The 15,629-nt window shown below is 40.1% G+C and carries 12 protein-coding genes; 9 read left to right on the top strand and 3 right to left on the bottom strand.

The features are described from left to right. Positions 1-29 precede the first annotated feature (29 nt). The 4 genes from IO90_RS09625 (at position 30) to IO90_RS09640 (ending at position 4,183) form a co-directional block, all read left to right on the top strand. Positions 30-1,469 carry an efflux transporter outer membrane subunit gene (locus IO90_RS09625; RefSeq protein WP_034968849.1) on the top strand — a complete coding sequence of 480 codons (1,440 nt, stop codon included), beginning with the start codon at positions 30-32 and terminating at the stop codon, positions 1,467-1,469. Between the two features lie 98 nt (positions 1,470-1,567). Then, positions 1,568-2,158 carry a TetR/AcrR family transcriptional regulator gene (locus tag IO90_RS18355; protein WP_051878487.1) on the top strand — a complete coding sequence of 197 codons (591 nt, stop codon included), beginning with the start codon at positions 1,568-1,570 and terminating at the stop codon, positions 2,156-2,158. A gap of 287 nt (positions 2,159-2,445) precedes the next feature. Beyond that, positions 2,446-3,354 carry a helix-turn-helix domain-containing protein gene (locus IO90_RS18360; RefSeq protein WP_051878489.1) on the top strand — a complete coding sequence of 303 codons (909 nt, stop codon included), beginning with the start codon at positions 2,446-2,448 and terminating at the stop codon, positions 3,352-3,354. An 82-nt stretch (positions 3,355-3,436) separates the two neighbouring features. Further along, positions 3,437-4,183, top strand: a complete 747-nt coding sequence (locus IO90_RS09640; protein WP_034965963.1) for a glucose 1-dehydrogenase — start codon at positions 3,437-3,439, stop codon at positions 4,181-4,183. Positions 4,184-4,356: 173 nt separating this feature from the next. Here the strand turns inward: IO90_RS09640 and IO90_RS09645 are convergent, their stop codons facing one another. After that, positions 4,357-4,710, bottom strand: a complete 354-nt coding sequence (locus IO90_RS09645) for a bleomycin resistance protein (RefSeq protein ID WP_034965964.1) — start codon at positions 4,708-4,710, stop codon at positions 4,357-4,359. 52 nt (positions 4,711-4,762) lie between these two features. Next, on the bottom strand, positions 4,763-5,302 hold the full coding sequence (locus IO90_RS09650) for a Crp/Fnr family transcriptional regulator (RefSeq protein ID WP_034965965.1): 540 nt from the start codon (positions 5,300-5,302) through the stop codon (positions 4,763-4,765). Positions 5,303-5,480: 178 nt separating this feature from the next. On the opposite strand from IO90_RS09650, the gene IO90_RS09655 reads away from it, so the two are divergent. Genes IO90_RS09655 through IO90_RS09675 form a run of 5 tightly spaced genes read left to right on the top strand, consistent with a single transcriptional unit; the run spans position 5,481 to position 12,405 of the window. Beyond that, positions 5,481-6,098: a TetR/AcrR family transcriptional regulator gene (locus IO90_RS09655; protein ID WP_034965966.1), complete on the top strand. Its 618-nt coding sequence runs from the start codon at positions 5,481-5,483 to the stop codon at positions 6,096-6,098. Positions 6,099-6,152: 54 nt separating this feature from the next. Beyond that, positions 6,153-7,487 carry a TolC family protein gene (locus tag IO90_RS09660; RefSeq protein WP_034968858.1) on the top strand — a complete coding sequence of 445 codons (1,335 nt, stop codon included), beginning with the start codon at positions 6,153-6,155 and terminating at the stop codon, positions 7,485-7,487. A gap of 14 nt (positions 7,488-7,501) precedes the next feature. Beyond that, positions 7,502-8,545: an efflux RND transporter periplasmic adaptor subunit gene (locus IO90_RS09665; protein ID WP_034965967.1), complete on the top strand. Its 1,044-nt coding sequence runs from the start codon at positions 7,502-7,504 to the stop codon at positions 8,543-8,545. A 6-nt stretch (positions 8,546-8,551) separates the two neighbouring features. Then, the gene (locus IO90_RS09670; RefSeq protein ID WP_034965968.1) at positions 8,552-11,617 is read left to right on the top strand and encodes an efflux RND transporter permease subunit; all 3,066 of its coding nucleotides are present in this window, start codon (positions 8,552-8,554) and stop codon (positions 11,615-11,617) included. An 11-nt stretch (positions 11,618-11,628) separates the two neighbouring features. Then, positions 11,629-12,405, top strand: a complete 777-nt coding sequence (locus tag IO90_RS09675) for an SDR family NAD(P)-dependent oxidoreductase (RefSeq protein ID WP_034965970.1) — start codon at positions 11,629-11,631, stop codon at positions 12,403-12,405. A gap of 76 nt (positions 12,406-12,481) precedes the next feature. Here the strand turns inward: IO90_RS09675 and IO90_RS09680 are convergent, their stop codons facing one another. Further along, positions 12,482-15,526, bottom strand: coding sequence for a GEVED domain-containing protein (locus IO90_RS09680; protein ID WP_034965972.1), 3,045 nt, complete (start codon positions 15,524-15,526; stop codon positions 12,482-12,484). Between the last annotated feature and the right edge of the window lie 103 nt (positions 15,527-15,629).

Below are 15,629 nucleotides of genomic sequence, written 5' to 3' on the forward strand. Positions count from 1 at the left end.
CCCAATTATCGGCGGTAAAAAAAATTACAATGAAATCAAATATCAGATCATATACAAATTTCGGAGCTTTTGCAGCATTACTAACTTTAGCATCCTGTAGCGTTCAAAAATATAAAGCTCCTGAAGCAGAATTGCCGGAGAGTTTCAGAGATACAACTCAATTGGATGTTGCGCAGGATAGCACACAAGGTAGCATTGCGAAAATTCCATACAGAGAGTTTTTTACGGATCCGACTTTACTTTCGCTCATCGAAAATGGCGTTAAAAACAACAACGACCTCAAAGTGTCCATCAAGCAGATCGAATCTGCGGCATTGAGCTATAACCGTTCGAAATGGGGAAATGTTCCAAACGTCAATTTAAATATAGCAACGGCGTCCATCAGCAGACCTTCTGACAATAGTATGAACGGACAAATGTTCGGACAGATGCTGGGGCAAAGATATATAGAGGACTACGGAACAAATATTTCAATTTCTTGGGAAGCAGACATTTGGGGAAAGATAAAAGGCAGAAAAGAATCGGCTTTGGCGGCCTATCTTCAAACGCAGGAAGCAGCAAAAGCGGTTCAGACACAATTGGTTGCGCAAATTGCACAAGGCTACTACAATCTTTTGATGTTGGATACGCAATTGGATATTACTAATCAGAATTTAACACTGGTGAATAATACCCTGAGAATGATTACCAAGCAGCAGGAATTGGGAATTACAACAAGTCTTTCCGTGCAACAGCAGGAAAATACACGTGACCAAATGTTGGTGACGATTCCGATAATCGAGCAGTCGATTACGATTCAGGAAAATGCGCTAAGTATTTTGACTGGAAAAATGCCTGGCGAAATCCAAAGAACGTTGAAGCTGACAAATATGGAGACGCCGGAATACAGATCGGTAGGAATTCCGACAGAACTCTTGAGCTATAGACCTGACGTGAAAAACAGTGAACTGAGCGTGAGACAAGCTTTTGCCAATGTGAAAGTTTCCAAGGCAAGTATGTATCCAGCTTTTAATATCACTGCTCAGGGCGGTTTGAACACATTCAACTTCAAAAATTGGTTTGACATTCCAGGATCATTGTTCGGCGCAGCTGCAGGTTCACTCGCAATGCCTCTGATCAATGGAAAACAATTGAAGACCCAATATGAACAGTCGAAAATTGCAATGGAGCAGTCTGAGATCAATTTCAAGCAAACTGTTTTAAGTGCTGTCGGAGAAGTGTCAAATGCTTTGGCAAACATCGAATCAGCCGATAAACAGGAGGTAATTACCGTTGGTTTGGTGGCGAGATCTGACAAAGCTGTGACCATATCTACCAAATTGTTCCAACAGGATATGGCGACCTATCTTGATGTCATCACGGCACAGAATAACAAACTGCAGGCAGAGTTGAGCCTGGCAAACATCAAACTTCAGAAGCTGAACTCGGTAGTGGATCTATACCGCGCCCTCGGAGGAGGATGGCAATAAACTCAATGATATGAACATCGAATTGGACCATAGTTAAAGTTTTTCTTGTTGTAGCAGTTGGTGGATTCCGCCAGCTGCTATTTTTAAAATTATAAAGAATGAGTGATACAGAAAATAAAATAAAAGCGGCCACGGTAGATCTTCTGCTAAAGGAAGGGAATTTCGGATTCACGCTTTACGATGTCGCTGAAAGATCAAGGGCAAACCGTACGGTGATTCACTATTATTTCAGGTCGAGGGACAATCTTCAGACCGTTGTTACAAAAGAGATCCTTAGCACTCTAGTACGACCCCGCTACGAAACATTGATATGCAAAGACGATCTGAAAAGTAAGATCCTCAATTTTTTGGAAGAATCGGACAAGATATGTAGTCTGTATCCCTACATCGATGTTTTTCTGATGGTAAGACTTAAAGTCAGCCAGGATCTGCAATTGTTTTTTCAGAATATTTTAGAGAGTTTTAAAGATCTGATCTTTGAAGTTCAGGAAGCGATCGACCGGAAAGAGACAAATTATCAGAGTGCACAATTATTTTTAAGCGATTTGTTTTCACTTTCTTCATTTTCATACATCTTCAGCAATTTTTTCCAAAGTTTAGACATTCCTCTGCATCAAAAGTCGAATTCTTATGACTGTACAAACAAGAACGGAAGAATTTTGGATATTCTTTTTGGCAGGAATAATTAAGTAAAACGAAGTTGAAAAGGTAATTTTTTAGTTTTGAGATGTTGTTCTCATTAACAAAATAAAAGAAGCACTCACCGATCAAGATGAATGTTCAATTAAAGATAGAGATGTTGCTGTCAGAATAATGATAAAAGGATTTCTTGAAAAGAGAAAATAGGATCAGATCAAAATATTTTCAGCTATATTTTTAGTTATTTAAGTCTTTTAAAAATTCGCATCAACTTTCTGATGTAATAAATGTTTTGAAAAATGCATTATCATTCCGATAAATTTGATAACTTAAATCAATGAAAATAAAGGACGAGATTAAGCAATATACGATCAGGAATATCATCAACTATAGAAAGCTCGACTGGAGTATTTCAGATGATTTCCTGTATCTTACAGATGTACCGGAGATCTTCGAGCCTTTTGAAATGAAACCGCACTATTTCGCCTATGGAATTATCAATTCCGGTAGTATCACCATCGAAGTAGATTACCAGAAATTTCTGATAGATGAACGTTCATTATTAATTTATCGTCCTGAACAAAATGTAAAAGTTATAAAGATAGAAGCTGGTACAAAGGGAATGTTTGTACTGTTTACGAAAAAGTTTATGGACTATCTTTTCGAAAGTTTCTTCTCTATTGCGCCCAATTCTTTTCTGAAAAACAAGTTCGGTTCACAGGTCGTTCTTTCCAAGGAAGACCACTCGAAAATGAATACTTTGTTTGCACGTACTTTGGATTTTTTAATTGCTTCGGAGGCAGACAACGAAAGATGGATCTATTCCGCTAAAAGTATGCTTCTTGCTTTGATCAATGAAAGTGATTTTTTGGTAAACAGGTACATCGAAAACAGGAACACCATTCATCAACCTCGTGAGGAAGAGATTGGATACAACTTCAAAAAATTGGTCTCAAAGCACTACCTGACTTTTAGAAATATTGAATTTTACGCCCAAGAGCTGAATATCACAACCAATTACCTGCATAAAATTGTAAAAAGCCAGTTTTATCAAACGCCTGCAGAGATCATCAATATGGCGCTCCTGTCTGAGTGTAAAGTGCGTTTGTCAGATTCCAGCGAGTCAATAAGTCAAATCGCCGATGACCTTCAATTTACCAATCTTCAATCGTTCAGCCGTTATTTTAAAAAGCAGACTGGTGAGACGCCCACTTCATTCCGTAAATATAATTTGATAAATCCATAAAATGATAAAGTTTGTCCAACTTCGGGTAAGCAATAGGAGATGATCAATCGCTAATTTTATTTTATAATTAAATTTAATTAGTATGGAACGATTAAAAGGAAAAATAGCCATTATTACAGGTGCATCCCAAGGAATGGGAGAGTCGCACGCAAGAAAATTTATTGCAGAAGGAGCCAAGGTGATACTTACGGATCTCAATGAAGAAAAAGGAAAAAAGATCGCTGATGAATTAGGTGAAAATGCTCTGTTCTTAAAGCACGATGTTTCGGATGTCGAACAATGGAAAGATGTCGTAGCGAAAGGAGAAGAAAAGTTTGGACCTGTCAATGTTTTGGTCAACAACGCAGGAATTTTAGGTCCAATCAAAACAGTGACTGAAATTACAGAAGAGGAATATCTGAAGGTAGTCGAAATCAATCAAAATGCTGTTTTCTATGGAATGAAGTACACGATACCGTCGATGCAGAAGGCTGGTGTAGGCTCCATCGTGAATATTTCCTCAGTTGCGGGAATAGTAGCAATTCCTGGATATCCAAGTTTGGCCTATACGGGCAGTAAATTTGCTGTCAGAGGTCTTACAAAAGCAGCAGCTGTAGAATATGGCAAAGAAAATATAAGAGCCAATTCAGTGCATCCAGGATACATCAAAACCCCAATGATGGTGGAAGCCACTGGCGAAGATGGAAGTGGCGCGGCAGATGTTACGCCTCTTGGCAGAATGGCAGATGCAAGTGAAGTTAGCGACCTGGTGGTGTTTTTAGCTTCCGACGAATCATCGTTTCTTACAGGTACAGAGCAGGTAATAGACGGCGGGATGAGCATCCAATAGTTACATATTTGCTTCTAGGAATTAAGTTAAATTTGTTTTTTATAGCGTCACTTTAGGAAAGTGGCGCTATTTATTTTACTTACTACAATGAATTTTAAAATACTTTTTGTAGGTAGTAATGAGTTTAATAACGTAAGCTAGTTTTTGGTTCTGCTCACTATTTCAAAAGCTCTTTATATTAAAGTCTGTCCGAATGTGATCAGGTTATGATCAGGGTCAAGCAATGAAAATTCTTTCTGTCCCCACGGTTTTTCGGTAAGATGTCCTGCCGGATGGATTTCAATTCTTGCTTTTTTGTAAGTTTCGTATATCGAATTTATATTTGTACACCTGATATAGATCTGACCATAATTTTCTTTGGGCAGCAGATCGCCGAATTCAAAAAAATGAATTTCCAGAGCATCTTTTTTCATCATCAAATAGCCTTGAAAATCATTTTGGGAAATCTCAAATCCTAACAACGTGTAGTATTTTCTTGTTATTTCCTTATTGCGCATCGGTAGTTTTGGGATTATTGCTGTCATCATATTTTTTTCTTCAAACTTGATGATAATATCTCAGAGTAGCACTTGATCGAAATCAAAAAGAAACATTCGCTCGTATCCGACTTAAGGTTTCAGGCCTCATTTTGAGATAGGAAGCAATCATAGAAAGCGGAAATGTCTGTATCAGCTGAGGTCTTGTTTTGAGGATGTAATTGTACTGTTCCGCAGGGTTCATATTCTCATCATAGAAGCGCAATTTCGGATTCGAGATGAGAAGTTTGTTGAACTGCAGGAATTTGTTCGAAATATTAATAAGTGTGTGCAGACTGTCAAGGGTCAGTTCCATAACTTCGGATCTTTCAAATGCCTTAAGGGTAGCTTTTGCAGGCTTCTGGGAAACCAGACTTTCCAGATTGAATGCCCATTCATTTTCCAAATGAAGATCTGTAATGATCTCCTCTTCCCGGGCATTGTGATAAGATTGATAAAATGATCCTTTTACAATAAAAAATATAGATTTTGAAACTTCACCTTCTTTGCTGAGGATCTCACTTTTGTCCACATACTTTTTGCAGATATTTTTATTAAAGAACTGTATTTCGACATCAGAAAAATGTGCAAATTGTTCCAGCATTGATTTATATGATTTTTATATCTTACAAATATAAATGATTTCAAATCTTTAAAATTCTTTATTATCAGACAAGATCTACTCGAGGGACCCGATCGATAGAGCAGAATTTTATACGTAAAATAAAAAAAATGAACAACGTTCAAAAAATATTTATATATTTGCATCATAAAATCATTTCATGAGTATCAGCGAAAGAAAACAGAAGGAAAAGGAAGCACTAAGACTGCTGATCCTGAACGGAGCCAAAAAGCTTTTCGTTGAAAGGGGGATAGAGTTTACCACGATCAGAAATATTGCTGATGAGATCAACTACAGTGTCGGGACGGTCTACGTTTATTTCAAAGATAAAAATGCGATCTTCCACGACCTGCATTCGATCGGATTTCAGGAGTTGGGACAATACTTCCATGAACTTTTTACCATAGAAGACCCGATGAAAAGACTGAGAAAAATGGGATCGGTCTATATTAAGTTTGCCTTGGAAAATTCTGAAATGTACGATTTGATGTTCAATCTTAGAGCTCCTATGGATTACCTGGAAACCCAAAAAAATCAGCTATGGTCAGAAGGGAATGAGACATTTGGTTATGTGAAAAAAACTGTGGAAGAATGTATGCACCAGGGGCATTTCCAGGAGCATAATTCCGAAGCCTTGGCATTTATGATCTGGAGTTTGGTGCACGGAATGTGCTGTCTTGAAATTCGCCAGAGAACAAAAGGGGTGAAGTTCAGCAGTCCTGAAACCATTATGTCTGAAGGTTATAATGAATATTTAAAAATATTGGAAAAACTATGAGTTTTTTTGCTCTAAAAAATGAACAATGTTCAAATTAAAAACAATGTATATATAATGAAAAAATTATCAGTCGTATTGCTGCTTTGCTTCGGATCATTCTCTTATTCCCAAAGTCATCTGGATCACTATATCGAAGCCGGTCTTGAAAACAACGAAGTGATCAAACAGAAGAACTTTGACATCAATAAAAGTCTGTATGCGCTGAAGGAAGCACAGTCATTGTTTTCGCCGAACGTCGCCTTTGTCACCAATTACACCATTGCAGACGGCGGAAGAACCATTGACATTCCGATCGGGGATATGCTGAATCCGGTGTACAGCACATTGAATCAGATCACGAGTTCCAACGCTTTTCCACAACTCCAGAATCAGTCGGTACTGATCAATCCAAACAATTTCTACGATGTCAAGATTCACACGACGATGCCTCTGTTAAACTATGAGATCATCTACAATAAAAAGATCAAGGCTCAACAGACGACGTTGCAAAAGATAGAACTGGAGATCTACCAGCGTGAATTGGTCAAGGAAATAAAAATTGCCTACTACAAGTATCTTCAATCTGTGGAAGGTATCAGGATCTATGAAAATGCACTCTCCATTGTTAAAGAAAATCAAAGGGTCAACAGGTCGCTATTTAAAAATGACAAGATCAACAGAACAGCAGTACTCAGGAGTGACAACGAGGTAACGAGAATCGAGGCGAACCTTGAGACAGCAAAAAACACAAGCAAAAATGCAGGATCTTATTTTAATTTTCTTTTAAATCAAAAGTTGGATTCAGAGATCGAAATTGATGAGAATATGGAATTGCCCACGGAAATGATCACAGAAAATACTTCCAGCAGAGAAGAATTGAAACAAATGGGACAGGCAAAGGAGATCAACGAAAACGTTTATCAATTGACGAGATCCAACTGGTTTCCAAAAGTAAGCGGATTCGCAGATCTGGGATTGCAGGATTTTGATTTTAGAGTGGATAGGTCGTCCCGCTACTATTTTGCAGGTCTGAGTTTGGAATGGAATATTTTCTCAGGTAACAAAAACAAATTTAAGCTGAAGCAGGTGGATGAGGACAGCAAAAAGATCAGTTCTCAGATAGACAATGTAAAACAGCAATTGCTATTGCAGTTCGAGGTTTCCCAAAACAATCTGAGGTCAGCATTGGAACAGTATGAGTCGGATAATAAGCAAAAAGAAACTGCCCAAAAATACAACGGAGATGTTACCAAACTGTACAAAGAAGGAATGGCCATTTATATTGAACTGTTGGATGCCCAGAATCAGGTGGTCAACACTCAGCTTAATGCCAATATTTCACTGTACAATTCCTGGATCGCCTTTGCAGAACTGGAAAGGGCCAATGCCACATTTAATTTTAAAAGATAAAATACTAAAAGATCATGAATAAAACATTAAAAGTATCAATGTTTTCTCTCTTCCTAATCATGTCCTGCAAAGAAGAGAAAAAAGAAGCCAAACCCTTTGAAAATGCCGAGGTCATTCCCGTTAAGACCGCATCGGTCGGATCTCTGGCTCTTGCCGGAAACATCAGCGCATCAGGTCTGGTGACGACGGAAAACGAAACGACCTACTCCTTCAAGATTGGTGGAGTAGTGAGTGGCGTGTATGTTGAGGAAGGTCAGTTTTTTAGAAAGGGTCAGCTTCTGGCAACGCTGGATGAGACCGAGATCCGTGCCGGTCTGACTCAGTCCGATCTGAATGTTCAGAAGAATGAGCGTGATTACAAACGTGCAACCAATCTCTACAAAGACAGTGTTTACACATTAGAGCAGGTTCAGAACACTAGAACAGGTCTTGACATTGCGCGCAGACAAAAAGATGCCGTTGCCTTCAATGTAAGATACGCAAAGATCTATGCAAGCTCTGACGGCTTCGTTTCGCAAAAAGTAGCCAACACGGGCGAGATCGTAGGTCCTGGCTCTCCGGTTCTGATGATCAATGAAACTTCCCACAACAACAATTATTTACTGAAAGTCGGCTTGACAGATACCGAATGGGCATCCACAAAGATCGGGCAGAAGGCGGTAGTGACGCTGGACGGTTATCCTGGAAAGAAATTCGATGCCTTCGTGTTCAGGAAATCACAGGTGGCCGATATGGCGCTCGGATCTTTTCAGGTGGAGCTTAAGCTTATGTTGGGTGACAGCAAACCTGCCGTGGGAATGTTCGGAAATGCAGAGATCCAATCCGATCATTCAGAAGACTTCATTGTGATCCCTTATAATTCTCTCCTTGAAGCTGATGGAAACAGGGCGTTTGTCTTTGTTGTTGAGAACAGCAAGGTCAAGAAAAGACCGATCACGATCGCCAAATTTGAAAACAGCAAGGTCTTCGTACAGGATGGACTTCAGAAAAGTGATAAGATAGTGATCTCCAACAGTGCCTATCTGAACGAGCAGTCGAACATTAAAATCATTAAATAACAACTGATGAAAATTACAAATTTTGCTGTAAAGAACTATCAGTTCACGCTGATCATGTTTCTTCTAGTTGCCGTAGTGGGGATGCTGACACTGTTCACAATGCCGAGATCGGAAGATCCTGCTACGCATCCGCCGCAATATCTGATCACGGTCATCTACCCCGGTACAAGTCCAAAGGATATGGAAGAACAGGTGGTGAAACCGATTGAAAATAAGATCTATGGATTGGAGAATATCGATAAGATCCTGACCACTGTGGAAGATGGTGTTGCCGCCTTTGAGGTCAAATTCAAATATGGCGTTGATGTGGACAACAAATACCAGGAAATTTCCACGGAGATCAATGCGCTGAAAAACGGTGAGCTTCCGAAAGATATCTATCAGATCAAAACAGAAAAGATATCCTCGGCCGATGTCAAAATACTGCAGGTTGCCTTGGTGTCGGAAAATGCTTCTGAGAAAAAGATGCACGATGAAGCCGATAAACTTAAAACAAAACTGGAGAAGATCACCAATCTTAAAAACGTGATCTATTCCGGGATTCCTGAGCAGGAGATCAGGGTAGACCTGAAACTGGATAAATTGGCTCAGCTGAGAATCCCTCTGAATGTGGTAATGGGAAGTTTACAGAGCGAGGCTGCCGACATTCCGGGAGGAAGCATCGATATGGACACTAAAGTTTTCAACGTAAAAACGAGTGGTAAGTTCAAAAATGAAGAGGATGTAGCCAATACCGTCATCTACAATGCCAACGGAAAGATCGTCTATATGAAAGATGTTGCCGAAGTGGGCTACAAATCTCAAACGGTAGATCATATCACGAGGATCAACGGACACCGCTGTGTTCTTGTCAGTGCAGGGATGAAGGACAATGTAAATATTACAGATGTTCAGAAAGAATTTGAACCGATCCTTGAGCAGACTGCAAAAGAGCTTCCTGAAAATATCAAACTGGTCAAGAATTTCGATCAGGCGAATATGGTTTCGCAGCGTCTGGGACATTTGGGTATTGACTTTGGATTGGCAATCATATTGGTCATTATCACGCTACTGCCTTTAGGGACGCGTGCCTCGGTGATCGTGATGATCTCCATTCCTTTGTCACTGGCACTGGGATTAATTGCAATGAACGCACTGGGATTTTCATTGAACCAATTAAGTATCGTTGGTCTGGTGGTCGCTTTGGGATTGCTGGTCGATGACAGTATCGTGGTCGTCGAGAATATTGAAAGATGGCTGCGTGAAGGGCATTCCAAGAAAGATGCGGTCCTGAAAGGAACCAGACAGATCGGCTTGGCAGTCGTTGGCTGTACCGCCACGCTGATCATTGCGTTTCTTCCTTTGGCGTTCCTTCCTGATGTTGCAGGAGAATTTATGAGAAGTCTTCCGATGGCCGTGATCACGAGTGTATTAGCTTCGATGTTGGTCGCGTTGACGTTGGTTCCCTTTCTGGGAAGCAAGTTTCTGAAGACCCACGACCACGAAGGCGGAAATATCTTTCTTCAATACCTTCAGAAATTCCTGACCAACAGCTACAAAGGTATTATGCCTAATGCGTTGAAATATCCAAAGATAACGATCGGAATTTCATTGGCCTTGAGTGTTTTGGCATTTGCATTATTCAGTTTCACAGGATTTAAACTATTTCCGACCTCTGAAAAACCGATGTTTCTGATCAATATCAAAATGCCTCTTCAATCCAACATTTCCGAAAGTGACCGTGTGGCGAAGATCGTTGAGTCGGAATTAAAAAATCACAAGGAGATCACCTATTATACTTCGAATGTGGGTAAAGGAAACCCGCAAATTTATTACAATGTGCATCCACAGGACAGAAAACCCGATTTTGCCCAGGTCTTTGTTCAATTGGATGACGAGGCAAAACCAGCTGTAAAGACCGAACTGATCGAAACCTTGAGAGAAAAATTCAAGACAATACCTTACGCGAAAATTGAGGTCAAAGATTTCGAACAGGGAACACCGATTGAAGCCAATATTGTGGTTCGCCTTTTTGGTGAAGATCCAGCGGTGCTGCGATCACTCTCTTCACAGGTTGAAAATATTCTGAGAAAACAGGAAGGAACAGTTTACGTCAACAATGAGTTAAATACCTATAAAACAGATGTCAAGGTAAAGATCAATAAAGAAAAAGCAAGAACCTTAGGCGTGATGACCAGTGAGGTCGATAAAGTGATCCGCCTTGCCATTGCCGGACTTCCTGTTGGAGATTACATTGATGACCGGGGTGATTCAAGAACCGTGACCTTGACTTTGCCAAGGGAAAAATTCTCCACTCTCGATGCTTTGAAAAATCTTTATGTTAACAATGTCCAGGGTGCTCCGATCGCACTGGATCAGATCGCGACTGTTACCTTTGAAACTTCTCCAACAGCGATCAACCACTTCAATAAGTCAAGATTTGCCAAAGTTTCTGCAATGACGGCCAAAGGCTACTATGCCAATGACCTGCTGGTGGATATTGTTCCGAAGCTTGACAAACTGAAAATGCCGCAAGGCTATTCTTACAAACTGGCTGGTGAAAAAGAATCTGAAGGCGATGCGCTGGGTGGTAACTTTATCTCGGTCATTATTTTGAGCACATTTCTTTTCATTGCGGTCTTGTTGTTACAGTTCAAAACATTCAAAGGGATCATTATCGTTTTGTCCATCATTCCGTTGGGAATTTTAGGTGGGGTTATTTTCCTGCTGATCGACGGAAGCCCTATGTCGATGGTTGCGATCATCGGATTCATCGGACTGTCGGGAATTCAAGTTAAAAATTCTCTATTGCTGGTAGATTTCACGAATCAGCTTAGACTGGAAGGGAAGTCGATCGACGAAGCCATTGCCATTGCCGGAGAAACACGTTTTCTTCCTGTGGTTTTAACTTCCATCACAGCAATTTGTGGATTGATTCCTTTGGCATTAAATTCAAATCCATTGATCGCACCTTTGGCCATTGTGTTGATCGGAGGTTTGATAAGCTCAACGATTCTTTCAAGAATTGTGACCCCTGTAATGTACAAACTGATTCCGCCAAGTCTTGATGTCGAAAAAGAAGAAGAGCATTAAAATTTAAAGAAATGAAAGAATATATATTGATCACCGGAGCATCATCCGGAATAGGCTATCAAATGGCCATCCAATTGGCTGAGAAAGACAAAAATCTGATTTTGGTGGCTAGAAGTGAGGAAAAGCTGAGAAAGTTGCAGGAAGAACTGATCAATTTCTACAAGATCTCTGTGTATTACATAGTCAAAGACCTGTCCGTGGTGGACAATGCAATTGAGCTCTATGGTGAAGTCTTGGAGAGAAATCTGCTGGTTACTGGTCTGGTCAACAATGCCGGTGTTGGAACTTATGGAGAATTCATAGAGACCTCTCTGGAAGAGGAACTGAAAATGATCGACTTGAACATTTCCAGTCTGGTGGTACTCAACAAACTTTTTGCGACAGAGATGGTGGCAAGAGGATCAGGCAGGATAATGAATGTTGCATCTCTTATGGCATTTCTGCCGTTTCCATATTATTCTGTTTACTCTGCAACGAAAAGTTTCGTTTTGGCCTTTACGGAAACGCTTGCTTTCGAACTTGGGGGAACGGGAGTTGTGGTCACTGCGCTTTGTCCCGGACCGATCGATACCGGATTTTATACCGAGACAATGCTCAAGGCAAATATGGTGAGAACCAACAAGCCCGTACATCCGGAAGTCGTTGCCGAAGAAGGTGTGAAACTTTTGCTTTATGGAAAAGGGAAGAAGATCGTTGGTTCGATGAATTGGCTTCTTTCCAATCTTCCACGGCTTATGCCGGATTTTCTGATGATGAAGATCAAAAAATATCTAGCCGGTCAATCATAGTCTTATATCAGTTAAAAAACATAAAAAAGTCCACCCAGCTAAGGGTGGACTTTAAGATAACATAAATAAAAACAAATTATTTTTTAATGACTTTAAACGATTTTACACTTCCGTCTTCTATTTGAAGATTAACAATGTATAATCCGGAATTTAAGTTCGATAGATCAATTGCAGAAGATGCTGAAATAGATTTAACTCTTCTTCCCGTGGTATCAAGGACTGAAATAGATTTAACACCTTTGACATTCGATACATTTAGAATGTCAGTAAAAGGATTTGGATACACAGAAACTTTTGATTTGCCTATTTCTGTTGTAGCCAAAGTCCCATCTGCCAATACATCCAAAGTGTAGTCTTCTGCCTGGCCGAAGTTTCTGGCCCTGTCACAAGGATTTGTAAAATTGCTTGTTGACACTGGAGCGGAATATGACCATTCTTTTTTGATACGCATTCTCGTCTGTCCCAATTTCGCGTTGGCAGGAACAGCGATGTTTCCTAAAGCTGTTTTACCATCTTCACCAGTTGAATTGTCTACGAACAGAGACCCATCTCCAAAATACACTTCCCCAGCATCATTCAGGCTTCCGTTCTGATTCCAGTCAACGAAGACAACAAAGAACGATTTCTTTCCGTCATTGGCATCACTTTTTCCAGCGACAGACAATTCGGAAGTAGTTCCTGCTTTCACGTGTCCTATAATATTGGTAAAATCCTGATAGCCGGATGTTCCGTTCAAAACTGCACTGGTGGAATTGTTTATGCCTCCAAATGTAACATTCGTTATAGGCTCCACGGTTGGGAATGAAGGTGTGCAGTATGTGAAATCATTGGTGGAGAAAGTAATTTCCTGACATCCTGTTGCATCTCCTAAATTGTTTGTTGGTACTACTCTTAGATAGTAGGTTTTATTTCTATCCAGGTTTGCGACATATGACAAACCTGTGACAACCGTTCCATTGACAACTTCTGAACCTCCTGCAGTACTCCCTAAATATACTTTGTAGCTTGCCGCATTGTTGGTTGCTGTCCAGTTGATTGTCACTGGATTCGGAACCACATTTGTTGTTGCGTTGGAAGGAACTGTAATTGTCGTGCAATCTGGTGCAACTGTAGGTGCAGCGTAAGAAAATTCATAAGCACCCAGATCTGGTGTTGCAACATTCCTTGTTGTGCCGGCAAAGTCGGTCGCATAGCCATCGATGTTACTTCCCTTATTGTCAAGAAGTTCATTGGCCGATGCGCTTCCATTGATTTTAAGGAAATCCGCGTCGGTTCCGGAAACTGATAAAAACTGGGGTATCAGACTGATCGAATTTGCTTCGCGAGTTGATACTAAAGTTTTGAAATCTTCCAGGTTGTACTTTGTAGTTCCATTGAAATAAACAAAACCAGTTGTGCCGACTGCAAAATCGTTGTTGTCCGATGTCATTGCATAATTTTCCAGATTGACTGCGGAAGTCCTTCTAAAAGCGCTTGTTGTTCCGGTTCCATTCGGAGTAGAGGTGTTTACGATGATATTATTTCTAAGGCTAAGTGCGCCATTGGTAGCATTGATATTGTAAGCGTGCAGTATTCCTGTTGAACTGAAATTGGTACCTGTAGATACGGCATTTAAATTCACAGTGTTGTAATAGACATTTAATTTAGAATTTGCTCCGGTTGCAGCAAGGTTGATCCCTGCCAAGCTTACACTTGTGCCATTTGCGGTAGGTGTTTTCATATCAGAGATCAGATTGTTGAATATGTTTGTCGTTGTATTGGCTGCTGAGCCACCAACATAAAGCCCGTAGGCATTTCCTCCATTTCCGTTAGAAACAATATCGCTGATCTTATTATTGGAAATATTGGTGGTAATTGCCGTCCCGTTCAGATAGATACCACTTGCATTGGAAAATGCCCCCGATGTTGATAAATTTCTAATGATATTGTTGCTGATGTTGGAAAAAGATCCGGTAGTACCAGCATACAGGCCTTGAACTGTATCAACGCCAAACATAGAGATATCATTACCATTGGCAGTAAGAGTTCCACTTGGATTCTGAATGTAAAGTCCATAGGCGGCACTTCCTCCATTGAAACTTCCTGCTATAACTTTTATGATATTACTGTTTGCAGTCAAGTTCATTCCTGATGAATTCGCGTAAATTCCATAATGCTGGGTTCCTGCGTTATTATCTGCATTGCCAAATGCATTGATCATATTGTTGTTTGTAGTAAAAGTGGCGTTTGCTCCCGAAACAAAAATTCCCACAGTTCCTTTTCCGTTTGGGGAAAAATTGATGGTGTTGTTGGATACGTTCAGGTTATTTTGAGCCGTATTGTTGAAGCCGTAATTGTTATTGATATATGCACCACCTGCAACGCCACCAATATCCGTCAATGTATTTCCGGTTGCTGTGGTAGATCCTCCAATATCATTTCCCTGATCAAACAATGTGTAAGGGGAGGGTGCAAAAGCGAAACCTGTGAATATAACTGCGGAGCCCAATGATTTTTCAATCGTATTACTGTAGATCTTGTTATAGCTATGTGTTCCCTCCACAGTTGTAGGGTTCAGTGCTGTGCCTGTTGCATTCTGGTGGGCGAAGTAGATCCCGATCGCAGTGTTGTTAAAGTTTCTCAGGAATGTTATCTTGCTGTTTTTGATGGTGTTGTAATTACACCCGTCTGTGCCAGTCAGATTGTAAAAAGCAAAACCTCGCTCATTTAAAGTAACGGCAGTTGTATTGGCGGTATCTTCTTTTATGTCAATACCATCAATGGTCATATGATCTACTCCGGAAAATTTAAAGATCGCATCGACAGTGGCTGACGTTCCAGTATTTCCTGTAAACAGAGGATTGGCTCCTGAGCCGTTTTTTTGAATGACCAAAGGATTTGCTGATGATAAAGTGGCGTTCAAAACAGTGCTTCCCAATTGAAAACCACCTGATGGTGCTGTTTCTGAATAACCTGCCGGTATGTTCAAAGTCACTCCTCCAGATCCTACACCTTTGGTATTAAGATCAGCAAAAGCTTCGGATAGGGTTGTGTAATCGGTGCCGATCGTTTTTGATCCTGTAACTTGAGCTGATACTAATGCTCCAAGCGCGATCAAGCTAGTAAGTAAAATTCTCTTCATAGTTTTATATATTGTGTAATTGTAAAATTCATCTTATTATCATTAATTATTTATGATATTTTTATATTTAATGTTAAAATATTATATATTTCGTAAATGTGGA

Origin of the sequence: Chryseobacterium sp. FH1, from assembly GCF_000735135.1 — a bacterium.
GTDB lineage: Bacteria > Bacteroidota > Bacteroidia > Flavobacteriales > Weeksellaceae > Epilithonimonas.